Annotated in this window: 26 protein-coding genes; 11 read left to right on the plus strand and 15 right to left on the minus strand. The window is 57.9% G+C overall.

What is annotated here, in order from left to right:
• Nucleotides 1–116: 116 nt before the first annotated feature.
• Nucleotides 117–986, plus strand: a complete 870-nt coding sequence (locus ACKLKD_RS19775; protein WP_420061983.1) for an energy transducer TonB family protein — start codon at nt 117–119, stop codon at nt 984–986.
• A 63-nt stretch (nt 987–1,049) separates the two neighbouring features.
• Nucleotides 1,050–1,859: a bifunctional DNA-formamidopyrimidine glycosylase/DNA-(apurinic or apyrimidinic site) lyase gene (mutM, locus tag ACKLKD_RS19780; RefSeq protein WP_080897622.1), complete on the plus strand. Its 810-nt coding sequence runs from the start codon at nt 1,050–1,052 to the stop codon at nt 1,857–1,859.
• Nucleotides 1,860–1,938: 79 nt separating this feature from the next.
• Here the strand turns inward: mutM and coaD are convergent, their stop codons facing one another.
• From coaD to rfaQ, 7 genes are all read right to left on the minus strand, one after another.
• A complete protein-coding gene (gene coaD, locus ACKLKD_RS19785; protein WP_025712191.1) occupies nt 1,939–2,418 on the minus strand; it encodes a pantetheine-phosphate adenylyltransferase in 480 nt (159 codons plus the stop codon).
• The gene (locus ACKLKD_RS19790) at nt 2,415–3,191 is read right to left on the minus strand and encodes a glycosyltransferase family 2 protein (protein ID WP_025712190.1); all 777 of its coding nucleotides are present in this window, start codon (nt 3,189–3,191) and stop codon (nt 2,415–2,417) included. The genes coaD and ACKLKD_RS19790 overlap by 4 nt, the downstream gene beginning before the upstream one ends.
• Nucleotides 3,191–4,465 carry a lipid IV(A) 3-deoxy-D-manno-octulosonic acid transferase gene (waaA, locus tag ACKLKD_RS19795; protein ID WP_025712189.1) on the minus strand — a complete coding sequence of 425 codons (1,275 nt, stop codon included), beginning with the start codon at nt 4,463–4,465 and terminating at the stop codon, nt 3,191–3,193. Before waaA ends, ACKLKD_RS19790 begins: the two co-directional genes overlap by 1 nt.
• 91 nt (nt 4,466–4,556) lie before the next feature.
• Complete coding sequence (locus ACKLKD_RS19800; protein WP_025712188.1) at nt 4,557–5,546, minus strand: glycosyltransferase; 990 nt, start codon at nt 5,544–5,546, stop codon at nt 4,557–4,559.
• Between the two features lie 29 nt (nt 5,547–5,575).
• Nucleotides 5,576–6,670, minus strand: coding sequence for a glycosyltransferase (locus ACKLKD_RS19805; protein WP_025712186.1), 1,095 nt, complete (start codon nt 6,668–6,670; stop codon nt 5,576–5,578).
• A 2-nt stretch (nt 6,671–6,672) separates the two neighbouring features.
• Nucleotides 6,673–7,800 (minus strand): glycosyltransferase family 4 protein, encoded by a 1,128-nt coding sequence (locus ACKLKD_RS19810; RefSeq protein ID WP_025712185.1) that lies wholly within the window; start codon nt 7,798–7,800, stop codon nt 6,673–6,675.
• Nucleotides 7,797–8,873 (minus strand): putative lipopolysaccharide heptosyltransferase III, encoded by a 1,077-nt coding sequence (gene rfaQ / locus ACKLKD_RS19815; RefSeq protein ID WP_080897621.1) that lies wholly within the window; start codon nt 8,871–8,873, stop codon nt 7,797–7,799. Before rfaQ ends, ACKLKD_RS19810 begins: the two co-directional genes overlap by 4 nt.
• Nucleotides 8,874–8,984: 111 nt before the next feature.
• Here rfaQ and ACKLKD_RS19820 point away from each other — a divergent pair, with 111 nt between their 5' ends.
• The gene (locus ACKLKD_RS19820; RefSeq protein WP_025712183.1) at nt 8,985–9,947 is read left to right on the plus strand and encodes a polysaccharide deacetylase family protein; all 963 of its coding nucleotides are present in this window, start codon (nt 8,985–8,987) and stop codon (nt 9,945–9,947) included.
• A gap of 18 nt (nt 9,948–9,965) precedes the next feature.
• The gene (locus tag ACKLKD_RS19825; protein WP_025712182.1) at nt 9,966–11,045 is read left to right on the plus strand and encodes a glycosyltransferase family 9 protein; all 1,080 of its coding nucleotides are present in this window, start codon (nt 9,966–9,968) and stop codon (nt 11,043–11,045) included.
• 42 nt (nt 11,046–11,087) lie between these two features.
• Here the strand turns inward: ACKLKD_RS19825 and ACKLKD_RS19830 are convergent, their stop codons facing one another.
• The 5 genes from ACKLKD_RS19830 to rfaD are packed head-to-tail and all read right to left on the minus strand — an operon-like array spanning nt 11,088 to nt 16,118.
• Entirely contained in the window at nt 11,088–12,257 is a 1,170-nt protein-coding gene (locus ACKLKD_RS19830) for an O-antigen ligase family protein (protein WP_025712181.1), read from the minus strand.
• Nucleotides 12,235–13,143: a sugar glycosyltransferase gene (locus ACKLKD_RS19835; protein ID WP_025712180.1), complete on the minus strand. Its 909-nt coding sequence runs from the start codon at nt 13,141–13,143 to the stop codon at nt 12,235–12,237. The genes ACKLKD_RS19830 and ACKLKD_RS19835 overlap by 23 nt, the downstream gene beginning before the upstream one ends.
• Nucleotides 13,143–14,114, minus strand: a complete 972-nt coding sequence (gene rfaC, locus ACKLKD_RS19840; protein WP_025712179.1) for a lipopolysaccharide heptosyltransferase RfaC — start codon at nt 14,112–14,114, stop codon at nt 13,143–13,145. Before rfaC ends, ACKLKD_RS19835 begins: the two co-directional genes overlap by 1 nt.
• Before the next feature lie 3 nt (nt 14,115–14,117).
• Nucleotides 14,118–15,176, minus strand: coding sequence for an ADP-heptose--LPS heptosyltransferase RfaF (gene rfaF / locus ACKLKD_RS19845; RefSeq protein WP_080897620.1), 1,059 nt, complete (start codon nt 15,174–15,176; stop codon nt 14,118–14,120).
• A 9-nt stretch (nt 15,177–15,185) separates the two neighbouring features.
• Nucleotides 15,186–16,118, minus strand: a complete 933-nt coding sequence (gene rfaD, locus ACKLKD_RS19850; RefSeq protein ID WP_023291355.1) for an ADP-glyceromanno-heptose 6-epimerase — start codon at nt 16,116–16,118, stop codon at nt 15,186–15,188.
• A 213-nt stretch (nt 16,119–16,331) separates the two neighbouring features.
• Here rfaD and kbl point away from each other — a divergent pair, with 213 nt between their 5' ends.
• The 3 genes from kbl (at nt 16,332) to ACKLKD_RS19865 (ending at nt 19,521) form a co-directional block, all read left to right on the plus strand.
• Complete coding sequence (gene kbl / locus ACKLKD_RS19855; RefSeq protein WP_012967063.1) at nt 16,332–17,525, plus strand: glycine C-acetyltransferase; 1,194 nt, start codon at nt 16,332–16,334, stop codon at nt 17,523–17,525.
• Between the two features lie 12 nt (nt 17,526–17,537).
• Nucleotides 17,538–18,563, plus strand: a complete 1,026-nt coding sequence (gene tdh, locus ACKLKD_RS19860; protein WP_087804729.1) for an L-threonine 3-dehydrogenase — start codon at nt 17,538–17,540, stop codon at nt 18,561–18,563.
• A gap of 169 nt (nt 18,564–18,732) precedes the next feature.
• A complete protein-coding gene (locus ACKLKD_RS19865) occupies nt 18,733–19,521 on the plus strand; it encodes a glycosyltransferase family 2 protein (protein ID WP_025712175.1) in 789 nt (262 codons plus the stop codon).
• Between the two features lie 5 nt (nt 19,522–19,526).
• Here ACKLKD_RS19865 and ACKLKD_RS19870 read toward each other — a convergent pair whose 3' ends face one another.
• The 3 genes from ACKLKD_RS19870 to gpmM are packed head-to-tail and all read right to left on the minus strand — an operon-like array spanning nt 19,527 to nt 23,312.
• Nucleotides 19,527–20,483, minus strand: a complete 957-nt coding sequence (locus tag ACKLKD_RS19870) for a divergent polysaccharide deacetylase family protein (protein WP_025712174.1) — start codon at nt 20,481–20,483, stop codon at nt 19,527–19,529.
• Between the two features lie 3 nt (nt 20,484–20,486).
• The gene (gene envC, locus ACKLKD_RS19875) at nt 20,487–21,758 is read right to left on the minus strand and encodes a murein hydrolase activator EnvC (RefSeq protein WP_025712172.1); all 1,272 of its coding nucleotides are present in this window, start codon (nt 21,756–21,758) and stop codon (nt 20,487–20,489) included.
• A gap of 9 nt (nt 21,759–21,767) precedes the next feature.
• The gene (gene gpmM / locus ACKLKD_RS19880) at nt 21,768–23,312 is read right to left on the minus strand and encodes a 2,3-bisphosphoglycerate-independent phosphoglycerate mutase (protein WP_025712171.1); all 1,545 of its coding nucleotides are present in this window, start codon (nt 23,310–23,312) and stop codon (nt 21,768–21,770) included.
• 244 nt (nt 23,313–23,556) lie between these two features.
• On the opposite strand from gpmM, the gene ACKLKD_RS19885 reads away from it, so the two are divergent.
• The 4 genes from ACKLKD_RS19885 to gpsA all read left to right on the plus strand — a co-directional run bounded on the left by ACKLKD_RS19885 (nt 23,557) and on the right by gpsA (nt 25,892).
• Nucleotides 23,557–23,988, plus strand: a complete 432-nt coding sequence (locus tag ACKLKD_RS19885) for a rhodanese-like domain-containing protein (RefSeq protein WP_023291350.1) — start codon at nt 23,557–23,559, stop codon at nt 23,986–23,988.
• A 105-nt stretch (nt 23,989–24,093) separates the two neighbouring features.
• Entirely contained in the window at nt 24,094–24,345 is a 252-nt protein-coding gene (gene grxC / locus ACKLKD_RS19890; protein WP_002922429.1) for a glutaredoxin 3, read from the plus strand.
• A gap of 60 nt (nt 24,346–24,405) precedes the next feature.
• Nucleotides 24,406–24,873, plus strand: a complete 468-nt coding sequence (secB, locus tag ACKLKD_RS19895; RefSeq protein WP_023291349.1) for a protein-export chaperone SecB — start codon at nt 24,406–24,408, stop codon at nt 24,871–24,873.
• Nucleotides 24,873–25,892, plus strand: coding sequence for an NAD(P)H-dependent glycerol-3-phosphate dehydrogenase (gpsA, locus tag ACKLKD_RS19900; RefSeq protein WP_004205045.1), 1,020 nt, complete (start codon nt 24,873–24,875; stop codon nt 25,890–25,892). The genes secB and gpsA overlap by 1 nt, the downstream gene beginning before the upstream one ends.
• Nucleotides 25,893–25,907: the final 15 nt, after the last annotated feature.

Raw genomic sequence — 25,907 nt, forward strand, 5'->3', positions numbered from 1 at the left:
TTATATTTATTGAGGGGGGTTTTTTTTTTTGGGGGGGGGGGGGGGCGGGGCCCCCCCCCCCCCCCCGGCTGGCCGCTCGCCATAATAAAACGGCGATGGAAAGCGCCAGCAAGGAGATGATTGCGCAATTTACGCGAATGAAAACACTGTTTCCGCAACAGAAACTGAGCGCGGAAGAGGCGCGTCAGTTACAGCTTATCTACCTCAAAAAACGGGATAAAACGACCAAAGGCAGAATAGAAAGCTTTACTGAAATGACGCAGGCGATGGAAGCCCTGGTGGATACGCACCCGTACTACGCGCCGCTACTGAAAGATCTGGCCTTCAGAAAAAGTTACGCTTCCTTTGAGAAGAAGCGGGCCACATGGTCGCAGCTGCTGGCGCTGGCGCCAGAGGATCCGCAGGTGTGGATGGCCTGGGGGAGCGTGTGGGCCGATCGCGATCCTGAGCTGTACATGGGCGCGATGATCGCTTCCATGCTGCTACAGCCGTTCACCGAGGATACCGAGCAGAAAATAGAGAATATCAAAACGAAGCTGCTGATGCGGGTTGGCATGGGGCCACGTAAGGCGATTCTTTCGGCAAAAGTCTACGCCGACTATGGCGATATCCTCGGGGAAAGAGCGAAAGGAGAGAATACGGCAAAGGCCGCGGAGATCTTACCCGCCAGTGAAAAACTGGATCGTCAGGAAGCCGTCGCCCCCCTGGATCCCGCGCAGCGCATGACGGTTGATATCGATCGGGATGAGGTGTTGAATGCTGCTCTCTTCAACGTGGAGTGGAAAGCGCCGCAGCTGCCGGACGGACAGCGGGTAGAACTGACCGTTGATATCGATGACACAGGCATGCCGACGCTGGTACTCGTCAGCAAAAGCAGCGCAGTGGAACAGTATGATGCGCAGGCGGTCGATATGCTGTGGCGCTGGAACTTTAAGCCGCTGCCTGATGCGAGGCGCATAACCGTTGGCGTGAATTTTCTCCACTAATCGCGTCGCTGCCTCCTGAACGAGGTAAAATAGTGGCGCCTGCCTAAGTTGATGAGGAAAATCATGCCTGAATTACCAGAGGTTGAAACCAGCCGCCGCGGCATCGAGCCGCACCTGGTTGGCGCAACCATTCTGCACGCCGTCGTGCGCAACGGACGGCTGCGCTGGCCGGTTTCCGAAGAGATTTATCGCCTGAGCGACGTTCCGGTTCTCAGCGTGCGTCGCCGCGCCAAATACCTGCTTCTGGAGCTGCCGGACGGCTGGATCATCGTCCATCTTGGGATGTCGGGGAGCCTGCGCATCCTGAGCGAAGAGCTGCCTGCTGAAAAACACGATCACGTTGACCTGGTCATGAGTAATGGCAAGGTGCTGCGCTACACCGATCCGCGTCGCTTTGGCGCCTGGCTGTGGACCAAAACGCTGGAAGGCCATCCGGTACTGGCGCATCTTGGCCCGGAGCCGCTCAGCGATGAATTTAACGCTGACTATCTCCAGCAAAAATGCGCGAAGAAGAAAACTGCGATCAAACCCTGGCTGATGGATAACAAGCTGGTAGTGGGGGTCGGCAATATCTACGCCAGTGAATCGCTGTTCTCCGCCGGGATCCATCCTGACCGGTTGGCGTCCTCGCTGTCGCGGGACGAGTGCGAGCAACTGGTGAAGGTGATCAAGCTGGTCCTGCTGCGTTCGATAGAGCAGGGCGGCACTACGCTGAAGGATTTCCTGCAAAGCGATGGCAAGCCGGGCTATTTTGCCCAGGAGCTGCAGGTCTATGGCCGCAAGGGCGAGCCATGCCGGATCTGCGGTACGCCGGTCGTCGGGACCAAACATGCCCAGCGGGCGACTTTTTATTGCCGCCAGTGTCAGAAGTAGTCTCAGGAACACGAACGTTTGTGTACCAGGTAAGCGTAGCGCCACCTGGCACACAGACGGGGACAGAGCAGCTGATAGGTTACTTCAGCTTATTCAGCAGCGCCTGATGGACGTTCGCTGGCAGGAAGTGAGAAACATCACCCTGATGGCGCGCCACTTCCTTCACCAGTGAGGAAGAGATAAACGACCACTCTTTGCACGGCATCAGAAACACGCTCTCCAGCGTTGGCATCAGATGGCGGTTCATATGGGCCAGCTGCATCTCGTACTCAAAATCCGCCACCGCCCGCAGGCCGCGAATGAGAATATTGGCCTGCTGCGCGCGGGCGAAATTGGCCATCAGATCGCTAAAGCCGACCACCTGGACGTTCACCAGATGGGCCGTCGCCTGCTCCGCCAGCGCAATGCGTTCATCAAGGCTGAACATCGGCTTTTTGCTCGGGCTGGCGGCGATAGCCAGCACCACTTTATCGAACATGCTCGCCGCGCGGGTGACAATATCGATATGGCCGTTGGTGATGGGATCGAAGGTACCCGGATAGATCGCTTTTGTGCTCATGATGACTCTTTCTCCGAGTAGCCGTGGTTCAGCGCCCACAGCTCGGTATATTTTGTAAACGTATACTGGGCATTGACCATCGCCAGTAACCAGCCCTGCTTACCGTCCAGCACCCCACCGCGCAGCAGCAGCGTCTTGAGAAACGCGCCCAGCGTATGGCTGAAAATCCCTGCCATCGAGGTCTTCTTGCCCTTGCGGTGGCGCTCAAGCGCCCACGCGGCGGCATACGCCAGCTGTTTTTGCTGGAAGCCCGCAAAGTCGCGGCAGGTCAAGTGCAGGAGATCGCCGGTCAGCGGAATAACCTCGGCGCCAAGGCTATCCAGCGATTCATGGACCAGATTATCGTTATAGCGGTAACGGGCGCGTTCGTACAGGCGCAGGACGCGATCGGGATACCAGCCGCTGTGGCGCATAAAGCGTCCCAGGAAATAGTTGCGGCGAGCGATGCTGTAGATAGCGCCGCGCTGCGGCGCTGCCAGCACCTTGAGAATAGCCTGCCTGAGTTCAGGCGTGACGCGCTCATCGGTATCGATCATCAACACCCAGTCGCCGGTGGCATAGTCCTGCGCGCGCTGGCGCTGAATGCCATAGCCTCGCCAGTCGGTATGGGTATAGACCTGGGCGCCGAGACGACGGGCCAGCTCGACGGTATTGTCGGTACTGCCGGAGTCGAGGACGATAATTTCATCCGCCCAGCTAACGGAGTCGAGACAATCCGGCAGCAGATCGGCTGCATTTTTGGCGATCATCACCACGGAAAGCCGGTTCGACATTAATGACTCCGCTGCGGCAGGTAGGGTTGCAGTAACTGTAGCAGACGCGACAGCGCGCCCTGGTTTTGATGCAGTACTTCCACCGCGTGACGGCCATACCACAGACGGTAGTCTTCATCAGTGAGGAGCGTGGACACCTCTCTGACCAGCGAGTCGGCGTCGGTAACGGTAATCAGGCCATCGTCCTGCTGCAGCTTGGCGCAGATATCTTTGAAGTTGAAGGTGTGCGGCCCCATCAGCACCGGAATGGCGTGCGCCGCCGGCTCGAGCGGGTTATGGCCGCCGCGCTCCACCAGGCTGCCGCCGACGAAGGCGAGGTCGGCAATGCCGTAGAGCAGCATCAGTTCGCCCATGGTATCGCCAATCACCACCTGGGTACTGGAAGAAGGGATCTCGCCGGTGCTGCGCAGGGTGAAGCTCATTCCGGCCTTTTGCACCATCTCACGCGCGTCGGGGAAGCGCTCCGGATGCCGGGGCACAAGGATCAGCAGCAGGTTCGGGAAGGTCTCCAGCAGCTTTTTATGCGCCTGCAGGATGATTTGCTCTTCGCCGTCGTGGGTGCTGGTGGCGATCCAGACTTTACGATGCGGCGCCCATTGCCGGCGCAGCGTCACCGCCCGGGCCGCCAGCTCAGGCGTGACCGAGATATCGAATTTCAGGCTACCGGTGACCGCCAGCTGGTTGCGCTTCAGCCCCAGCGAGAGGAAGCGGTTACCATCTTCTTCGTTCTGCGCCGCGATAAGCGTAATGCGGCTTAACAGGCGGCGCATAAAGCCGCCCAGTTTGGCATAGCCTTTAGCGGAACGTTCGGACAGGCGCGCGTTGGCAATCACCAGCGGGATCTTACGCTTATGCAGCGCGGCCACCATATTTGGCCACAGCTCGGTCTCCATAACGATCACCAGCTTCGGCTGAACGGTGTTCAGGAAACGGTTCATGGCGCCAGGCAGATCGTAGGGCAGATAGACGTGATGAACATCTTTGCCGAACGCCGACATGGCGCGCTCGGAGCCGGTCGGCGTCATTGTGGTGACAGTGATCGGCAGAGAAGGGTAGCGGTGGCGCAGGGCGCGAACCAGCGGAATGGCGGCTAAGGTCTCGCCGACGGAAACGGAGTGCAGCAGAATGCCATCCGGCTCTACCTTGTTCTGACAGTAGCCATAGCGTTCCGCCCAGCGTTTACGGTAGGCAGGAGCCTTACGGCTACGCAGCAGCAGCCGCAGCCACACCAGCGGCTGAATAAGGTAAAGTAGGGTGGTATAAAGCAATTCCAAACTATTTATCCGTTCTCTGTTTTGGCGGGCAAATTCTAAGCATTTCGCCCGCGTAAAGCTATCTCTTTGGCGGAAACAGCGGGTTTTTGGTCTATCCCGCGTGGCGATAACGCTTAATACGCAGATAGCGGCGTCCCAGGCGCCAGCGTAAACGGAAAGTACAGGCGTTTTTCCAGATTAACCGCCAGATACCGCGATCGAAGAATTCGTTAATAATAACATGCTTTTTCGACTCATCTTTCATGCTGTCGAAGGTATGGATGATCCCCAGGCCTTCTTTGGCAATCTGCCAGCGACAGGCGGCGATATGGCGCACTTTATCCGGGTAGCGCTGGTTGATCGCCTCCAGCATCTCCAGAATTTTCATGTAATGGCGCGCCGAACGCATCAGCGTGTCGTCGTTGTCCGGCTTATGCGATACCGACTCAGAGTGAATGTAGTAATCATAGAACTGCTGACTGGTGTACTGCACGCGCTCCGCAGCCAGCAGCGCCTCTGTGGTCCATGGGATATCCTGATGGCGCAGGCCAGGCTCGAAATGGAAGTTGTGCTGGCGGATAAAGTCGTGGCGATAAATATTGAGCCAGGTGACGTGCAGAAACTTCCGCGAGTCCAGGGCCTGCTTAAGCCAGACATGGCCCGGCAGCACGCCGGTTGAGGGCAGGCGATCCAGCGGGAAAATCGGGTGGCTCTCGCGGCGCTTTTCGTACACATAGGTGCCGTTGCAGGTGGCGATATCGAGATGTTCTTTCTCGGCCATCTCCAGCAGCGTGCGATACATGCCTGGATAGAGTTTGTCGTCGATATCCGGAAACGCCAGATATTTGCCGCGGGCGGCGGCGAGGCCGGTATTGCGCGCGACCGAGACGCCCTGGTTTTCCTGCTCCAGCACCTGGACATTCTGCAGCCGATCCCGCCATTCAGCGATCACCGCCAGGCTGTTGTCCGTCGAACCATCGTTCACCAGGATCAGTTCATAGCTGTCCAGCTGCTGCTGTTCAAGGCACTCAAAGAATTGCGCAAGAAATTTCTCACCGTTGTAGACGGCAGCCACGATGCTCAATAAAGGCGTTTGACTCATAAATCTTCGATCCTGGTTAACTAACGGCGTCAGGTGCGCTGCAGCTGACGGTACTGCTGACAAATGGACACGACGCTGAATTTTTCCAGCGCGGCATCGTCGATGGCCGGCGGGTTATGGTAAATGCTTTGCATCGTCTGAGCCAGCGCCGGACTGGTCAGATCCGCCAGACCGCGGGCAAGTTCGCCGGTGAGGATCTCGGTGACGCCGCCGGGGCAGCGGGTGCTGGCGACCGGCGTATGCAACAGCAGCGCCTCCACCACCACATTGCCGAATCCTTCGCTATCCGAGCTCAAAACCAGCATCCGCGCGCCTTTGATCCACGGTAAGGGGTTTTTCTGAAAGCCTTTGAACCACACCCGGTCCTCAATCTGCAGCGTTTTCGCCAGCTGGCGCAGGCGCTGCTCTTGCTCCGGTTTTCCCTGGCCTAACAGCACCAGCGGTGCGTCGATGCCGCTTTGCGCATAGGCTACGAGCAGGCGGTCGTGGCGTTTGCCCGGATGGAAGCGGCCGACGTGAATCAGATAGTCACCGGCCGGGCGCTCGCTGTCGGCTTCCGCCTCAGCTCGCAGGGCAGTGATATCGAAGGGGTTGTAGATAGTCTTCAGCTGCGCCGGACGCAGGGCGAAGGCTTCAACCAGATCGCGCCCCACGGCGTCGGAAACCGTCACCACGTTGCGACCCTGGTAAATTCGCTTAATCTTCTGCTGCTTCATCCAGCGGTCAAAGCCGGTGCGATGTCCGAGGTAGGAGGCAGAGAAGACGCCGTGCAGGCAGAACCAGACGTTACGCTCGCGCAGTGCCCGGCTGCGGGCGACGATGCGGTCGGTTTTGTGCAGGTTGGAGAGCACAAGGTCAAATTGCCCCTGCTGTTCGGCCCGGATGACCGCGGCGTCCAGCTGGCGGGCGCGGCGGGACAGCTCGGTCAGCTTGCGCCACGGTTTACGGCAACGATCGGTCACCACCTGGTAGTCGAGCCCCTCGGGCAACGGATACTCGCAGACGTCGCGCAGCGAAATGAGCGACACCCGATCGCCGTCGCGCAGGAACTGTGCCGCCAGGGTCAGGACCACTTTTTCCGCGCCGCCGCCGGCTAAACCGTCAATCACAAATAAGATGCGCATCGTTATTTCACCAGATCCTGATAAAGAGAAAGCAGCTGGGTTGAGAGGCGCTCGCTGGTGCAGTCCATAATACGCTCGCGGGCGTGGCCGCCTTCCGCGGAGCCCAGCGCGCGCGGCGGCAGGGCCATCACCGCCTGCTGCAGCGCCGGGATATCCAGGGCATCGCAGACGTAACCGTTGTGCCCCTCGACGATAAACTCCGCCCCGCCGCAGCCGGTGGTGGTGATCACCGGCAGACCGCAGGCCATCGCTTCGAGGATCACGTTGGGGAACGGATCGTAGAGGGTCGGCAGCAGCAGACCATCGGCCATCTGATAGAAGGGCAGCGTTTCCGACTGCATGCCGAAGAAGCGCACCCGCGCTTCGCAGCCGAGGCTCTTCGCCAGCGCCTGATAGCGCGGCTGATCCTTATCTTTGCCGACCACCAGCAGATAGCGATCGGTGGGAGCGATGGCGCGGATTGCCGCCGCCAGCCCTTTACGCTCAAAGCCGGAGCCGACGTAAATCAGGCAGGTCGCCTGCAGCGGCAGCTGCCATTTGGCGCGTAAGGCGGCAAAGGTCTCTTCGTCCGGCGGCAGGAAGCGCTGGTTGTCAATGGCGTTGTAAATAACGTGGATCTTGTCCGCCGGCAGGCCAAAGTCTTCGATAATTTCGCGCTTGATCATCTCGGCGTTGCAGATCACCCCGCGCAGGTGTGAGTCTTCATACATCTCGCGCTCCGCCTGCATGACGTAGCGGTGGTAACGGTCGGCGAACAGCAGGCGGCTTTTCCAGGCCGGTAAAATGCGCGAGCGCTGTTGCAGCCAGCGGCGATGAACGCCGTCGCCAGCGCGGTAGAGATCGCAGCCGGGAATACGTTCATGGCTCTGCACCAGGTCAAAAGACTCACGCTGCCACAGCGCACGCGCGGCGTTGGCAAAGCCGCGCTCGCGGCTGATGCGCCCCCACTTACGTGGGTTACAGATATGGATCTGCCAGTCCGGTTTCACCGGCCCCTGCCATTCGCGGGTGATGACGTTCAGCTGCAGATGACTGCTGTCGAGGGCTTCCAGCGCGCGGGAGACAAACCGTTCTGCGCCGCCGTCCGGGCGGTACTTCTGCCGCACCAGAGCCAGCCTGAATTTACTCATGCCAGTACCTTTTTCGCCGCCGCGATCACGGCGTCGGTAGGAATTAAATCGAGATAACGTTCGTCGGTGTTGGTGTTGATAGCGTCCGGATCGGGCAGCGGACCGAAGTCGCCGGCCCAGATCACCTCGCCTTTCGCCTGCCACGGACGCCAGAAGGTCAGCTTCGAGGGGCCGAACAGGGCGACCAGCGGAGTGCCAAGAGCCGCAGCCATATGCATCGGCACCGAGTCGACGCCGATAAACAACCGGGCATGATCGATCACTGCTGCCAGCTGGCGCAGCGTTAACTGGCCGGCTAAAGAGTGCAGTCGCGCCTGCGGACAGCCGGCGATGATGGTATCCACCATCTTCTTCTCTCTATCATCGGGGCCGGAGGTAAGCACCACCGCGTACCCCTCGGCGGATAGCGCGTTGATCAGCGCACTCATACGATCTTCGCGCCAGCATTTAAAGAACCAGCGCGACGTCGGCTGGATGACGATGTAGTTTTCCCGGAACTCCTCTGGCAGCAGGGCGCGGCTGGTGGCCCAGTCTGCTTCGCTGTAGCCCATCCGCGCCGGCGCGTCGTGCAGCTGGATACCAAGTGGAGCGAGAATAGAGAGATTCTGCTGTACCGTATGCAGCTGGTTGTGCTGTTGGGTTGAGGCCAGCGCGGTGTGGCAGTAGCGCCAGAACGGGTGGCGGCGCTTTGGGAAATCAAAACCGATCCGCGTCGCGGCGCCGGTCAGTTTGCTGATGACCGCGCTCGGCCACTGGTCAGCAAGGTTAAGCACCATATCGTATCGCTGCTGGCGCAGCGTCTGAATGAGCTGCCATTGCATCTTTAGCTGATGCCTTTTTCCCTGCTTTTTCCAGCGGCGATCGAGACCATAAATATGGTGGATATCAGGGTTGGCAGCGAGCATATCGCGGGTCTCTTCATACAGCAGCACATCCACGCTGGCGGCGGGATACTGCTGTTTCAGCGCGTGAATAAGCGGCGTGATCAGCAGCATGTCGCCATGATGGCGCAGCTTAATGACCAGGATCCGCGCCGGGTTCAACGGGCCGCGGGAGAGGGTTTCAGGCGTCATACTCTGTTCTTCATCCAGGATAAGGGTTCCGATTCTAGGGGATCAGACAGATTGAGAGAAGCGTTGTATTGCTCTACCATGACCCGATACGTATGGCCTGAGGACGTTTTCGTGCACAATCCCGCATTTCTCATCACGATTGATACAGAGGGCGATAACCTCTGGCAAAAACATGACAGTATCACCACCGAGAATGCGCGCTATCTCCCGCGTTTTCAGCAGCTTTGCGAAAAGTATGGCTTTAAACCGGTCTATTTGACCAATTATGAAATGGCCATCGACCCTTTTTATATCGAATTTGCCAGAGACGTGATTGCCCGCGGCACCGCGGAAATCGGCATGCATCTGCATGCGTGGAACAGCCCGCCGACCGAGCCGCTGACCGCCGATGACTGGCGACATAAGCCTTATCTTATTGAATACAGCGATGCCATGATGCGTGAGAAGGTCGACTATATGACGCGTCTGCTGGAGGACACCTTCCAGACCAAAATGGTCAGCCATCGCGCCGGGCGCTGGGCGTTTGACGAGCGCTATGCGCGTCTGCTGGTGGAGTACGGGTATCAGGTGGATTGCTCGGTGACCCCGCGGGTGAACTGGAAGACCGCCAAGGGGGCGCCGCAGGGCGATGGCGGGACCGATTATCGCCGCTTCCCGCAGCATGCCTATTTCCTCGATGAAAATGATATCAGCCGCGAAGGCCACTCTCCGCTGCTGGAAGTGCCGATGAGCATTCAGTACAAGCACTCAGCGTGGATGAACAGCGTGAAGCAGGGTTACGATCGGCTGCGTGGCAAAGTGCGTTCTCCCTCCGTGCACTGGCTGCGTCCGATGGGCGGCAACGTGGAGACGATGAAAAAAGTCGTCGAACAAACGTTGACGCAGGGCAATGACTACGTGGAATATATGCTCCACTCTTCAGAGTATATGCCCGGCGGCAGCCCCACGTTCCAGAATGAACGGGATATTGAGCGTTTATACGCTGACCTTGAAGCCTTTTTTAGCTGGCTGGCGCCGCAGGTAAAGGGAATGACGTTGGCAGAATATTACCAGCGGAAAATCACACAGCGCTAACACAGCTCAAGGTACCGTATGCGTATCCTTAAACAATTAACGCGGAAAAAGAATGCTTTTTTCCGCGGCATTAAATTTAATTTAATTAACTATCGATACAGAAATAAGCCGGCGCGTAAAGCCTTTGACCCGGCGCCTGTGCACCGCGTACTGCTATTGCGTCTGGACGATAAAGTCGGTGATATGGTGGTTACGACCGGCTGCGCCAGAATACTGGCTGAACGGGGATATCAGGTTTCGGTGTTAACCGGACCAATATGCTGCGAAATATTAGCAGGCTCAGAATTCATTCAACAAGTATATTTATATCGGCCGCGCATGTCCTTAAATGTTTTAAGGGCGGTGGGCTTTGATGCGGTTATCGATTTTGATGACGTCACCAGCTATGAACGCTTTAAATTACTCGCCGATTTACGCGCGACCAGCGTGATTGGCTTTAATAAAGATCAATATAAACTTTACGATCATTCGATCGCTTTTTTTGACAGCAACAGCCATATTTCCCAGCGCTATAAACAGGTAGTGAAGCTGTTTGGCATCGTTGACGACCACCCGTATCACTATCATCTCCCCGGCTGCCGCCATGAGCGGGAGAAAGTAGCCCGCTTGCTTTCCCAGGCCGGAGAGGTCGAACTGCGTATTGCCATTAACCCTTTTACCGCGTCCGAGGATAAAGACTTCTGTCGCCACCAGGTGGCGACCCTGGTTGAGCGGCTACATGCTCTGCCTTACCGGGTCTGTATCGTGATGGTGGGGCGCAGTGAAAAAATCCGCCAGCTGGGACTGGATATGGCACTGTACATCGCCGACAGCACCATCAATTCCGCTGTCGAAGTGATCCGCAGTTGTGATTTAGTCATTACGCCGGACACCTCGATCGTGCATATTGCCCGGGCCTTCGATAAGCCGATGGTGGCGGTCTATAACAAACGCAAACTCAAAGATACCGGGCTGCCCGGCTATCACATCTGGGCGCCGGGCTATGACAAGGCGAAACAGATCGTCTGTGAAGAGGCAAATGTCGCCGATGTGGCGATTGAGTCGGTGTGGCCCGTGATTCAGGAAGAGGCCGACCGGCTGGTCGCCGCCCGCAGTTAATCGAGAGGTTAATATAAAAAGGGCCGCTGACGGCCCTATTTATTAGCGTTTTTCCGCCAGCCCTTTGCTGAGCGCAATGCCCAGCGGCAGCCAGAACAGCACCCAGGTCTCCCGGGGATTGCTGATGATAAACATCCCCTGAGAGGCCATAAACACCAGCGCGTAAAACAGGATCGCCAGACTGTAGCGGCTGTCGGTGCGGCGCTTGCGCCACGCCTGCCATAGCCCGCAGGCAATGACCGCCAGCAGCAGCAGTAAGCCCACGATGCCGCCTTTCAGCAGGGCACCCATATACACGCTGTGGGTGGTAGTGATGTGCTCGCCGCTGTAGTTGATGAAGTCCAGTTCATAGCTGAAACCGCGCCCCAGCCACGGCTGGCTGGCCATCTCCGACAGCGTATGGTGCCAGATACTCAGGCGCAGCCCACTTTGGGTGCCCAGCTCCTCGAAACGGGCGAGCAGCATATCGCCCACCGGTGTTACGACCAAAAGCAGCGCTACCAGCACGGCCAGCGCAGCGGCGATCAGCAGGTTACGGCGGGTAAAGACGTGCAGGTGCAGCGTACAACCGACCGCCAGCACCAGGGCGATGATTGGCCCGCGGCTTTGGGTCAGTAGCATCATGACCAGCATGATGGCGACCGGCAGATAGAGCCAGTGGCTGGCTTTTTCTTTCAGTAACATGCCGCAGATTAAAATGCCGATGCCGCAGTAGCCGGCAAGGTCGATAACGTTCGTTGGTCCAGGGTTCTCGGGGGAGACCGCACGTTCAGTGAGAACCAGCGTGTGGTCGATAATCAGCGTCCACAGTGAGAGCACGGTGATCCCGCCAACCACCGCCAGCATCGCCAGGCGGCGGGTTCGTTCGTCGCTGAGCAGCAACGCCATCAGTAACAGATAGCCGGTCAGATACACGCCGTGGGTGATCGGCGAGTCAATATGCTGTGGCGTATGGCCCCACAGGTTACTGAGGGCGTAATAAATAAAGAAGACCGCCAGCAGCGTCCAGGTCTGCCACTGTTCGCGTAACACCCCGGCCAGCGCCTGGCGGTTTTCCTGGCGAACCAGCGATAGCAACAGCAGCAGGATCGATAAATGCAGCAGGTTATTGGTCCGGGTGGACATACAAAAAATCGCGCTAAAAAATAAAAACAAAGGAAAGACAATCGAGTAACCCTGTCTGGCGAAATTACTCACTTTTAAAGTACTCATTAAACGCAACCTTTTCGAAGATAGTGTCCGGCACAGCGCTTTCTGGAGAAAAATTAATTACCCGGATCTGGCGTTGCTGCAGTACCTGCGCGGCATGCGCAAAGGAGGGCATGACGAGGGTATCCACTTTCGTTGCCAGATATGAAGGCAATTTTTCTTGTTGTGTTTCGTAGAATCGCGGCTGGTTAAAGTTGGTCATATCCAGGCCGCTCACCAGGATCGTATTGAAGCCCAGCCAGGCGAGAATTTGCAGCGCCCAGTAGACCACCGTTCCGGCATCGAAAACCCCCTGGCGGATATCGGTGCTAAAGCAGATATCCGGGCGCTGGGGATGAAAGCACATCGCCGGATTCTGCTGATATGTGCGCTTTATCGCTTCGCTGGCGACTTTCGGCTGGTAAATCTTATAGCAACCGTCCTCAATCAACGCCAAACGGCAGCGCAGCACATCCGCATGGCGATCGATAATTTTGGCGACCCCATGCATGGTGGTGAATAACAGAATGTCCGGCTGGCTGACAATGGCGCGGATAATGTCCGGCTTTTTATCGAAAAATTCCATGTCGACGATGGTATAGAGCGAAAAATGCAGTCGATCGGCAAGATGCCAGGCGCCATTGACGCCCATTACCGGGATCGTTTTCGATAGCAGGGAAAAATCGATATTGCGGGTTGAAGGGCCGGTGGCGGTCAACAGGACTTCGCCCTGCATGCTGTTTTTCAGCGCGCTCAGGCTGACCAGCGGCACCGTTTTCCCTTTATAGCGTAACGCGCTGATTTCGCCGCTTGGCGCGCGCGTGATGCGGGTAAAAGGCCACAGATTTTCATTGTGGCGATACGCGCGAGGGCGCGTATAACGATAGATCTGTTTAAACAGGGATCCCATCAGAGCAGCCCCTGATTTTGCAGGAGAAGATGAACCTGGCTGGCTGAAATATCGCCGGTGCTGGTGCTGTTTTCCGGTCTCACGATATGCTGATTTTTACCGTATCCGCCAATCAGTCCCGGATCGGTCGGGCCATAGAGCGTGAAGTTCGGTTTATCCAGCGCGGCGGTCAGATGGCTCAGTCCGGTATCGACCGAGACGACGGCCCGGGCGCCGGCCAGAACCTGCGCCACCTGCTCAAGGCTCATGCGCGGCAGTACTTCAACATACTCCCGTCCTTCCGCCAGTCGTTTTGCCCGCGCCTCTTCGTGTGGGGCGCCCCACGGCAGCTTAATACGAACGCCGCTGTCGGCAAGCAGATCGAGAAGCTCCTGCCAGCGGGGTTCCGGCCAGTGTTTATCGTCGCGGGTGGTGGCGTGCAGGAAGACCAGATAGGGGGCGGCAGCGCTAGCCTCATGCTGCAGGAAATGGCGCGCAATGGCGTAATCTCCCTGCGTCTGGGGTTTCGCGTAGCCGAGGCTTTTGGCGAACAGCTCGCGGGTACGCTCCACCGCATGCTGCGGTTTCGCAATGTGGTGGCGGCGATTGTAAAACAGGCTGGCCAGCGGCTCGCGGGCCGTTTGCCAGTCCATACCGTGTTTCACGCCGTGTGCCAGGCGAGTGACCAGCGCGGCGCTTTTTACCAGCCCCTGGGCGTCGATGATGACATCATACTTTACCGCCTGAACGGCCTCGCGAAAGGCTTTACGCTCGGCTTTAATCGGCGCGGAAAACCAGGCCTTACGCCAGCGACGAATCGCCACTGGAATGATGCGTTCAACGCTTTCATGCCAGGAGGGGATTTGCGCGAAGCCTTCTTCCACCACCCAGTCGAAGCGAATACCGGGGTGCGCCTGCGCCGCGTCGGTTAGCGCGGGCAGCGTGTGCAGCACATCGCCCATTGATGAGGTTTTTACGATCAATACCCGCATCCGCTATGCTTCCTCGTGCCCGGTTTTTTCCGTCAATAGCGCATTCAGCTCCTGCAGGACGCGTTCTGGCGTAATGTCGATCAGGCTCTGATGATAACCTTCGGCGGCATCGCCTTTGCGCACTTTGTGGTAGCCGGTAATCAGACGGATCACCCGCGCTTTATGTGACAGCGGAGGGGTAAAGTCCGGGCTGCTGGGGCCATACAGCGCCACCAGCGGACGGTCCAGCGCCGCGGCAACGTGCATCAGTCCCGAGTCGTTGCTGACCACGGCCTGACAGGCGGCGATCAGAATGACCGCCTGCTCCAGCTGGGTTTCACCCGCCAGGTTGCGGCACCAGGCCTGCTGCTCGCTGCTGAGCGCGGCGATGATCTCTTTGCCGGCCTCGTTATCTTTTGCCGAGCCGAATAACGCAATCTGATAGCCATCGTCGATGAGCTTTTTCGCCAGCGCAGCATAGTGATAGTGCGGCCAGCGTTTGGCCGGGCCGAACTCCGCGCCGGGACAGAAGCCGATGATCGGCCGGTCGTTCGACAGATTAAAGGCGCTGCAGGTCTGTGATTTTTCGCCATCGTTGACCTGCAGCTGCGGCCATAGCAGAGGTTGCGGCAGATCTTTGGCGCAGCGCATGACGCCGTTGTCATAGGCCAGCGCCACGTAGCGTTCCACCATCAACGGCCAGGCGTCTTTATCCAGCACCCGGGCGTCGTTGAGCAACCCGTAGCGCATCTCGCCGCGCCAGCCGGTGCGCAGCGGGATGTTGGCAAAGAAGGGGACTAATGCCGATTTAAACGAGTTCGGCAGCACGTAAGCGCGATCGTAGCGACGCTCGCGCAGGCTATGGCCGAGCTTGCGGCGTTCACCGATAGCCAGCGCGCCGTGGCCCAGCGGCATCGGGATCGCTTCGTTCACTTCCGGCATGCGCGATAGCAACGGACGGCACCAGGCTGGCGCCATCACGTCAATAATCGCCTGGGGATAGCGCGCCCTGAGCGTACGATAAAGACTTTGCGACATCATCATGTCGCCCACCCAAGACGGGCCTATCACCAATATTTTCATGCTTGTTTCTTACGCGTCGCGGTTGAGCCAGGCCATATATTCCGTTACGCCTTCGGCAACGGTTTTGAACGGTTTGTCATAGCCCGCTTTGCGCAAGTTAGTCAGATCCGCCTGCGTGAACGCCTGGTAGCGGCCTTTCAGTTTGTCCGGGAACGGGATGTACTCGATGCTGCCTTTTTTGTGGTATGCCAGGGTCGCATCGGCGACGGCCTGGAAGGATTCCGCGCGGCCGGTGCCAAGGTTGAAGATGCCGGAAACGCCGTTTTCCCAGAACCACAGATTGACGTCAGCTACGTCGCCCACGTAAACGAAGTCGCGCTTGAAGCCGTCGCTGCCTTCGAACAGTTTCGGACTTTCGCCATTATTCAGCTGGGTATTGAGGTGGAAAGCCACGCTCGCCATGCTGCCTTTATGGCCTTCACGCGGCCCGTAGACGTTGAAGTAGCGGAAGCCGACAATCTGCGAATTGGCTTCCGGCAGGATCTGGCGCACGTATTCGTCGAACAGGAATTTGGAGTAGCCGTAGACGTTCAGCGGCTGTTCGTACTCGCGAGATTCGATGAAGTCGCTGGTGCGTCCGCCGTAGGTGGCCGCTGAAGAGGCGTACAGGAACGGAATTTCGCGCTCCAGGCAGTAGTGCAGCAGCTCTTTGGAGTACTGATAGTTGTTGTCCATCATGTACTTGCCGTCCCACTCTGTGGTGGAAGAGCACGCGCCTTCGTGGAAGATAGCGTCGATGTCGCCGAACTCTTCGCCCGCCATAATCTGGATCAGAAAATCTTCTTTATCCATGTAGTCAGCGATGTTCAGGTCAACCAGGTTCACAAACTTGGTGCCGTCTTTCAGATTGTCGACAACCAGAATGTCGGTAATCCCTTTGTCATTCAGCGCTTTAACGATGTTGCTGCCGATAAAGCCTGCGCCGCCGGTTACGATGATCATAACTGTACCTTTGAAGTTGGGAGCCCGGAGACAATCCGGACATGAATGCTCATATCATATCACCACATGAGCAAGCCTACAGCCATTCGCAGAATAAGGTGCTGGGCTGACGTGATTTATGCTGCAAATAATTCATTCAGGCCTGCATCATCTCGTATCAGCGTATAGCTTTGGGTAATATGTGCCAAATTTTGCCGAATCTGGAGAGTTGCAATGCGTGGTGATTTCTACAAACAGTTAACTAGCAATCTGGAGACCGCTCGGGCCGAAGGTTTGTTTAAAGAAGAGCGCATCATCACCTCGGCGCAGCAGGCGGATATTACCGTCGGCGACAGCCACGTGATTAACTTCTGCGCCAATAACTATCTGGGCCTGGCGAACCACCCGGAACTGATTGCCGCGGCGAAATCCGGCATGGACAGCCACGGTTTCGGGATGGCCTCCGTCCGCTTTATCTGCGGCACTCAGGATACGCACAAGCAGCTGGAGAAGAAGCTGGCCGATTTCCTCGGTATGGAAGACGCGATCCTCTACTCCTCCTGTTTCGACGCCAACGGCGGCCTGTTTGAAACCCTGCTTGGGCCGGAGGATGCCATTATCTCCGACGCCCTGAACCATGCTTCGATCATCGACGGCGTGCGCCTGTGTAAAGCGAAGCGCTTCCGCTATGCCAACAACGACATGCAGGAGCTGGAAGCGCGTCTGAAAGAAGCCCGCGAAGCCGGCGCGCGCCACGTGCTGATTGCTACCGATGGCGTCTTCTCCATGGACGGCGTGATCGCCAACCTGAAAGGCGTGTGTGATCTGGCGGACAAATACGATGCGCTGGTAATGGTCGATGACTCCCACGCCGTCGGCTTCGTCGGCGAAAACGGCCGCGGCTCCCACGAATACTGCGACGTGATGGGGCGCGTCGACATCATCACCGGCACCCTCGGTAAAGCGCTGGGCGGCGCCTCTGGCGGCTACACCGCCGCGCGCAAAGAGGTGGTCGAGTGGCTGCGTCAGCGCTCCCGCCCGTATCTCTTCTCCAACTCTCTGGCGCCGGCCATCGTGGCCGCCTCCATCAAAGTGCTGGAGATGGTCGAAGAGGGGGCAGACCTGCGCGATCGCCTGTGGGCTAACGCGCGTCTGTTCCGCGAAAAAATGACCGCGGCAGGCTTCACGCTGGCGGGCGCCGACCATGCCATCATTCCGGTGATGCTGGGTGAAGCGGTGGTGGCGCAGAACTTTGCCCGCGAGCTGCAAAAAGAAGGGATTTATGTCACCGGCTTCTTCTATCCGGTGGTACCGAAAGGCCAGGCGCGTATTCGCACCCAAATGTCGGCGGCGCATACCCCTGAACAAATTGAGCGTGCGGTGGAAGCCTTTACCCGCATCGGCAAACAACTGGGCGTCATCGCCTAATAAGGGTGTGAGATGAAAGCGTTATCCAAACTGAAAGCGGAAGAAGGCATCTGGATGACCGACGTACCGGAACCGGAAGTCGGCCATAACGATCTGCTGATTAAAATCCGCAAGACCGCCATTTGCGGGACCGACGTGCACATCTACAACTGGGATGAGTGGTCGCAGAAGACCATTCCGGTGCCGATGGTGGTCGGTCACGAATATGTCGGCGAAGTGGTCGGGATTGGTCAGGAAGTGCGCGGCTTTAAGATTGGCGACCGCGTCTCCGGTGAAGGGCATATTACCTGTGGCCACTGCCGCAACTGCCGCGCAGGCCGCACCCACCTGTGCCGCAACACCATCGGCGTGGGCGTCAACCGCCCTGGCTGCTTTGCTGAGTATCTGGTGATCCCGGCCTTTAACGCCTTTAAGATTCCCGACAATATCTCTGATGGTCTGGCGTCTATTTTCGACCCGTTCGGCAACGCCGTGCACACCGCGCTCTCCTTCGATCTGGTGGGGGAAGATGTGCTGGTCTCCGGCGCCGGCCCGATCGGCGTGATGGCGGCGGCGGTGGCGAAACATGTCGGCGCGCGTAATGTGGTGATCACCGACGTCAACGAGTACCGTCTGGAGCTGGCGCGCAAAATGGGCGTCACCCGCGCGGTGAACGTGGCCAAAGAGAGTCTCAACGACGTGATGGCTGAGCTGGGCATGACCGAAGGTTTCGATGTGGGTCTGGAAATGTCCGGTGCGCCGCCGGCGTTTCGCAGCATGCTCGATACCATGAACCACGGCGGCCGTATTGCGATGCTGGGTATCCCACCGTCGGATATGTCCATCGACTGGACCAAGGTCATCTTCAAGGGGCTGTTTATTAAAGGTATCTATGGTCGCGAAATGTTCGAAACCTGGTACAAGATGGCGGCGCTGATCCAGTCTGGCCTCGACCTTTCGCCGATCATTACCCACCGCTTCGGCATTGACGACTTCCAGAAGGGCTTCGATGCGATGCGATCCGGCCAGTCCGGAAAAGTGGTATTGAGCTGGGAATAATCCCCTGGTGCTGTCGTAAAAATGAGCCCAAAAGGCGCCTGCGGGCGCCTTAATTTAGATTTGGATAACATTTTTAGCCTGCTTAATATTAAGCGCACAATTTCTACATCGATTTTCCGGTTATTCGCTTATACAGTGTGTTTAGTCTCAGTTTAACTTTGTAACTATCATGCTTAAACTCTCCGTATGCTTACTAACCTGTAACTCTGCACGCCTGCTCAGGGAGGTGCTCCCGCCTTTGCTGAAGGTGGCCGATGAATGTATCGTTGTCGATTCCGGCAGTACAGACGACACAGTCTCTATTTGTCAGCAGTTTGGTCTTACCGTCCATCACCATGCCTACAAAGCTCACGGCGCGCAGATGAACTATGCTATCGGGCTGGCCAGCCATGACTGGGTGCTGTGCATGGACAGCGACGAAATTCTTGATAATGACGTGGTGGCGGCCATTCAGGCGCTAAAAGCGGGGGAGGAGCCCGACCCAACCTGTGCCTGGCGTCTGCCGCGCTACTGGTTTGTGCTTGGCAAACAGGTGCGGACGATCTACCCCATTTCCTCGCCGGATTACCCGGTGCGCCTCTTCAACCGCCAGCAGGCGCGTTTTAACGACCGGCCGGTGGATGACCAGGTGGTCGGCCACGCGCGCTCCGTTAAATTGCCGGGCTTCGTTCGCCATGACACCTTTTTTTCGCTGCATGAAGTGTTTAATAAGCTGAACAGCTATACCACCCGGCTGGTGAAGTACCAGCAGATCAAACCTTCGCTGACGCGGGGGATCGTCAGCGCCATTGGCGCTTTCTTTAAGTGGTATCTGTTTAGCGGAGCGTGGCGCTATGGCAAGGTCGGCGTGGTCACCGGGCTGTACGCCACGTTTTACAGCTTTCTCAAATATTTTAAGGCGTGGTACGCCCACGAAGATAATCAGGCGCCCGTCGCGCAAAAACGAACGGACCCCTGAGTGGTCTAGTTGCCGGGATTGTCCCAACCCTGCCATTTGAGGCGATAGTACTGGACCAGCGCGCTCTGGCTGATGCTGTCGCTGAGGATAGTGAAGAAGCGGCTGGCGTTTACGGGCTCCAGTGGATGCTTCGGCTTGCAATACTTCACGCCATGGAACGGATTACGCGGTTTCCGCTGCACTGGCAGCGTTTGTTGCGCAGGCGGCTGAGCGTAGTTGGGCGTCGAGTTGTCGACCTGCGGCTCGTTCAGCAGGCTGCTCGGGCGCACCAGCGTGATATCCGACGGCAGGTTATAGACCATCTGCTGCAGCACCCGCACCGTCGTCGGATGCGGATGGCCAATAGCAATCGCCGAGCCGTTGCGTCGCGCCAGCGCGACAGCGCGATTGAACTGGTTACGGATATCGGCTTCGTTCTGCGTATCGTCAAGAAATACCTTGCGCTTAATCACCTTTACGCCGGTGCCCTGGGCGGCGCGCATGGCCTGGGTGTTGCCGATGGTGACGCTGTCGAGAAAATAGAGATTGTAGCGCTCCAGGGCCTGCATCACCTTCTGCATGCCAAACAGGTTGGAGGTCATCGCGCTGCCCATATGGTTATTCAGCCCGACGGCGTAGGGGACTTTGCCGTAGGCCTCGCGAATGATGCGCTCGATCTCCTCGCTGCTCATCTCAGGACGCAGGGTGTCTTTTTCCAGCGGCTGTTTGCTGAGTGGCGCCATCGGCAGATGAATGAGCACTTCATGGCCCAGATTATGCGCTTTAGTGGCCATTTCCCGGGCGTGCGGCGCGTTCGGCAGCACGGCGACGGAGATAGTGGATGGCAGCGCCAGTACCTGATTCTCGGTTTGCGGGCGGTAGCCGAAATCGTCAATAACGATGGAGAGTTTGCCAGCGAACGCTGGCGCCGCCAGAGCCAGCGAACCGGCTACGGCAAGAGCAATTGCGCGAAATTGAAGCAAAACTTATCTTCCCAACCACGGCTGTGGATTGACCGCCTGACCCTGGCGGCGAATTTCGAAATAGAGCGACGGACGGCCCTGACCGCCGCTGCTGCCTACGAGCGCGATAGGCTGGCCGGCACGAACCTGCGTACCGACGCTGACCAGCGCGCTTTGGTTATAGCCATACAGGCTCATGTCGCCTTTGCCATGTTCGACCACCACCACCAGACCATAACCCTGCAGCCAGTCGGCCAGAATGACCCGACCATCGGCAATGGCTCTGACTTCGGTGCCTTCAGACGCGGCGATAACCATCCCTTTCCAACGTAGTTCACCTTGCAGCTGTTCGCCATATCGATGAAGGAGAGGACCGCGAACCGGCCAGAATGCCTGACCGCGCGGCGAGCCCAGCCCGCCGGTGCGTGACATCAGCGAACGCTCGCTTTCCGTTGGTTTATAGGTGGTGCCTTTGCGCGACGCTTCCTGCTGGCGGTCGCGCACCGCCTGCGCGTCGCGTGCTTCCCGATCGGCGCGGGCTTTGGCGGCAGCTTCCGCCTGGGCAATACGACCGCGTAGGCGCGATTCGTTAGCCCGCATTTCGCTTAGCTGTTGCTGACCCTGCTGAATGGAGGACTCGAGTCCGGAAAGGGTCTTTTTCCGTTCGTTACGTGCTTGCTCCAGCTTCGCCTGCTGGGCTTTTTGCTCGTAGACCAGCGTCTGCTGTTGGCTCTGCTTCTCTTCGAGCATCGACTTCTGGACCGCCATCTCTTCACGCGTTTTCTTCAGCTCCGCGATGGTCTCCTGACGGGCCTGGTTGAAGTAGCTGAAATAGACCTGCATCCGCTGGTTGCGCTGACCTTCTTCACCGCTGAGCACCATCTGGATACCGGTGTGTGGCCCCTGACGGAACGCGGCATCGAGCTGCGCGGCGAGATTACGCTCCTGAGACGCGCGCTGGCGCTCCAGCTTTGCGAGCGTGGCGTTCATCTCGTCAATCTGCTTATTGAGCTGGTTCAGGGTATCCTGGGTTTCGCGGAGTTTGCGGGTTGCGGCGGCGATCGCCTCTTCCTGCGCTTTGAGCTGGGCAAGCAGGCTCGCGCGCTGCTGCTGCTGTTGCTTAATCGCCCGCTGCTTCGCGGCGATATCGGCCTGAATAGACTTTAGCTGATCGCGATCGTCGGCGTGAGCAGATGACGCGCACAGCAATACGCCAGCGCTGAGCGCGCTGGCGTAAAGGACGGATCGAACTGCCGTTGCGATCCATGTAGTTGAATACGTCGCCTTTCCCCTCATGGGGAAGGATTATTCCACGATGAACAGCGGCTTGCCAGTCATCTCTTGCGGGATTTCCATTCCCATCAGCGACAGCATGGTCGGGGCGATGTCGGAAAGTTTACCGCCGTTGACCGCTTTAACCGCTTTATTACCGACGTAGATCAGCGGAACCGGCAGGTTGGTGTGCGCGGTATGCGCCTGGCCGGTAGCCGGGTCGCGCATCTGCTCGGCGTTGCCGTGGTCGGCAGTGATCAGCAGCTGGCCGCCAACGGATTCCACCGCCTGAGCGACCTGGTCGATGCAGTGATCCAGCGCTTCAACCGCTTTCACTGCCGCTTCCATCACCCCGGTATGGCCAACCATGTCGCCGTTCGGGTAGTTACAGATGATGGTGTCGTATTTGCCGCCCTTGATGGCCGCAACCAGTTTCTCGGTCAGCTCGGCGGAGCTCATTTCCGGCTGCAGATCGTAGGTCGCCACTTTCGGCGAGTTAATCAGGATCCGCTCTTCGCCTTTAAACGGCTCTTCTACGCCGCCGTTGAAGAAGAAGGTGACGTGAGCGTATTTCTCGGTTTCGGAGATGCGCAGCTGGGTTTTATCGTGCTTCGCCATCCACTCGCCGAAGGTGTTGGCCAGCGAGGCTGGCGGATAAGCGCAGGCGACTTTGATGTCGGCGGCGTATTCGGTGAGCATCACGAAATCGAGATTAACCACTTTCTTACGCGCGAAGCCGTCGAAGTCAGCATTGACGAAGGCGCGGGTGATTTCACGCGCGCGGTCAGCACGGAAGTTCATGAAGATCAGCGCGTCGCCGTCTTCCATCGCGGCATCGGCCTGGCCGGCTGCGCGGATAACGGTCGCTTTCACGAACTCGTCGTTTTCGTCACGGGCGTAGGCGGCCTGCAGACCGGCGACGGCGGTATCGGCCTGGAATTCGCCTTTGGCCAGGGTCAGCAGGTCATAGGCCTGTTCAACGCGGTCCCAGCGGTTGTCGCGGTCCATGGCGTAATAGCGGCCGATGAGCGACGCGATGCGGCCTTTGCCCAGCGCGGCAAATTTGGCTTCGAATTTTGCCAGCGTTTTTTCCGCGCTGCGCGGCGGGGTATCACGACCGTCGAGGAAAGCGTGGAGATAGATCTTCTCAGCGCCGCGCTCTGCCGCCAGCTCCACCATCGCCATGATGTGATCTTCGTGGCTGTGGACGCCGCCCGGCGACATCAGGCCCATGATGTGGACCGCTTTGCCGGCGGCAACCGCTTTGTCGACCGCGGCGGTGAGTACCGGGTTGGCGAAGAAGGTGCGTTCTTTAATTTCCACATCGAGACGGGTCAGGTCCTGATAGACGATACGACCGGCGCCCAGGTTGACGTGGCCCACTTCGGAGTTGCCCATCTGACGGTCCGGCAGGCCGACTTCGAGGCCGGATGCATCGATCAGGGTATGCGGACGTTTGGCCCACAGCGCGTCCATTACCGGCGTTTTAGCGCTGTAAATAGCGTTATCCTGATGCTCTTCACGATAGCCGTAGCCATCCAGAATCACCAGTACCATAGGTTTTTTAGAAACCGACATTGCGACAACCTCATGCTCAAAGACAGAAATTTTGCATAATTTTACTACAGCTGAATCGTTTAAATCCCCGTGAAAGATCAAAGAAAGGGAGCGGCCAGGCCACAGGGCGTCTGCGAGAACGGTTTTTTTCGCCGCCGTCCGCAGAAAATACATTACATCGCGCTCACTGGCTGTAATTGCCGCAAGGCACAGGTATACTCCTTTCCTGGTTTTTTTCTCACTTAGTCGGGAGTTGTAACCCCCCATGCAAGAAATTATGCAATTCATCGGCCGTCACCCGGTCCTGAGCATCGCGTGGATCGCGCTGCTGGGTGCGGTACTGTTCACCACCTTCAAGGGCCTGATGTCGAAAGTCAAAGTCATCACCCGTGGTGAAGCGACGCGTCTTATCAATAAAGAAGATGCGGTGGTGGTCGACCTGCGTCAGCGTGACGATTTCCGTAAAGGCCATATTGCCGGTGCTATCAACCTGTTGCCCAGCGATATCAAAGCCAATAACGTCGGCGAGTTGGAAAAACACAAATCGCAACCCATTATTGTGGTAGACGGTTCCGGCATGCAGGCGCAAGAGCCCGCCAGCGCGCTGAACAAAGCCGGGTTTGAAAAAGTCTTTGTACTGAAAGAGGGCATCGCAGGCTGGAGCGGCGAAAACCTTCCTCTGGTACGCGGCAAATAACTTACCTCGCGTGGTGATGCCGCCGCGTTTTCCCCTGCATGCCTGACGTGAGGGGAAGCTCAGTCCGCGGCGTAAAACCCTCAGGGTAACAACAGGAGTGAAGTCATGGCCAATATTGAGATCTACACCAAAGCGACCTGCCCGTTTTGCATCCGCGCGAAAGCGCTGCTGAACAGCAAAGGCGTAACGTTCCATGAGTTGCCGATCGATGGCGATGCCGCAAAGCGTGAGGAGATGATCCAGCGCAGCGGACGGACGACGGTTCCGCAGATTTTTATTGATGCGCAGCACATTGGCGGCTGTGACGACTTGTATGCGCTTGATTCACGTGGTGGACTTGATCCCCTCTTGCGCTAATTTTTGCGCGCTTTCCCTGGCGGAAGCGCGTATTTAAGGACAACACGAAAGGGTTTTACTATGTCAGAACAAAACAGCACCGAAATGACCTTCCAGATCCAGCGTATCTATACCAAAGATATCTCTTTTGAAGCGCCGAATGCACCGCAAGTTTTCCAGAAAGACTGGCAGCCGGAAGTTAAACTTGATCTGGATACCGCCTCCACCCAGCTGGCTGAAGGCGTTTATGAAGTGGTGCTGCGTGTGACCGTGACCGCCTCGCTGGGCGAAGAAACCGCGTTCCTCTGTGAAGTACAGCAGGGCGGTATTTTCTCCATCGACGGCATCGAAGGCACCCAGATGGCGCACTGCCTCGGCGCATACTGCCCGAACATTCTGTTCCCGTACGCGCGCGAGTGCATCACCAGCCTGGTTTCCCGCGGTACCTTCCCGCAACTTAACCTTGCGCCAGTGAACTTCGACGCGCTGTTTATGAACTATCTGCAGCAGCAGGCTGGCGAAGGTGCAGAACAACATCAGGATGCCTGATGAACGCACTTAATGCTGCAATGACTGTGATCGGTGCCGGCTCTTACGGCACCGCTCTTGCCATTACCCTGGCAAGAAATGGCCACCACGTTGTGCTGTGGGGCCATGACCCGAAACATATCGCGACGCTGCAACACGATCGCTGCAACGCCGCGTTCCTTCCCGATGTGCCTTTCCCCGACACGCTGCATCTTGAAAGCGACCTGGCCACCGCGCTGGCCGCCAGCCGCGACATCCTTGTCGTGGTACCAAGCCATGTGTTCGGTCAGGTGTTACGCCAGATTAAACCGCTGATGCGTCCCGACGCGCGGCTGGTGTGGGCGACCAAGGGACTGGAGGCCGAAACCGGCCGCCTGCTACAGGACGTGGCGCGTGAAGCGCTGGGCGACGACATCCCGCTGGCGGTGATCTCCGGGCCAACCTTCGCCAAAGAGCTGGCCGCCGGCCTGCCGACGGCGATTTCGCTGGCGGCGACGGATCCGCAGTTTGCCGAGGATCTGCAGCACCTGCTGCACTGCGGCAAAAGCTTCCGCGTCTACATCAACCCGGACTTTATCGGCGTGCAGCTCGGCGGCGCGGTGAAAAACGTCATTGCCATCGGGGCGGGCATGTCGGACGGCATCGGCTTCGGCGCCAATGCGCGTACGGCGCTGATTACCCGCGGCCTGGTGGAAATGTCCCGTCTCGGCGCGGCGCTGGGCGCCGATCCGGAAACCTTTATGGGCATGGCCGGCCTCGGTGACCTGGTGCTTACCTGCACCGACAACCAGTCCCGTAACCGCCGCTTCGGCATGATGCTCGGCCAGGGGATGGACGTGCAAAGCGCTCAGGAAAAGATTGGCCAGGTGGTTGAAGGCTACCGCAATACCAAGGAAGTTCGCGTTCTGGCACAGCGTTTAGGTGTCGAAATGCCAATAACCGAGGAAATTTATCAGGTATTGTATTGCGGAAAAATTGCGCGCGAGGCAGCATTGACCTTATTGGGTCGCGCCCGCAAGGACGAGCGCAGCAGCAATTAGCTTTCCTTTGTCACC

It is taken from the genome of Klebsiella sp. 10982 (genome assembly GCF_048589245.1).
GTDB classification, from domain to species: domain Bacteria; phylum Pseudomonadota; class Gammaproteobacteria; order Enterobacterales; family Enterobacteriaceae; genus Klebsiella; species Klebsiella quasivariicola.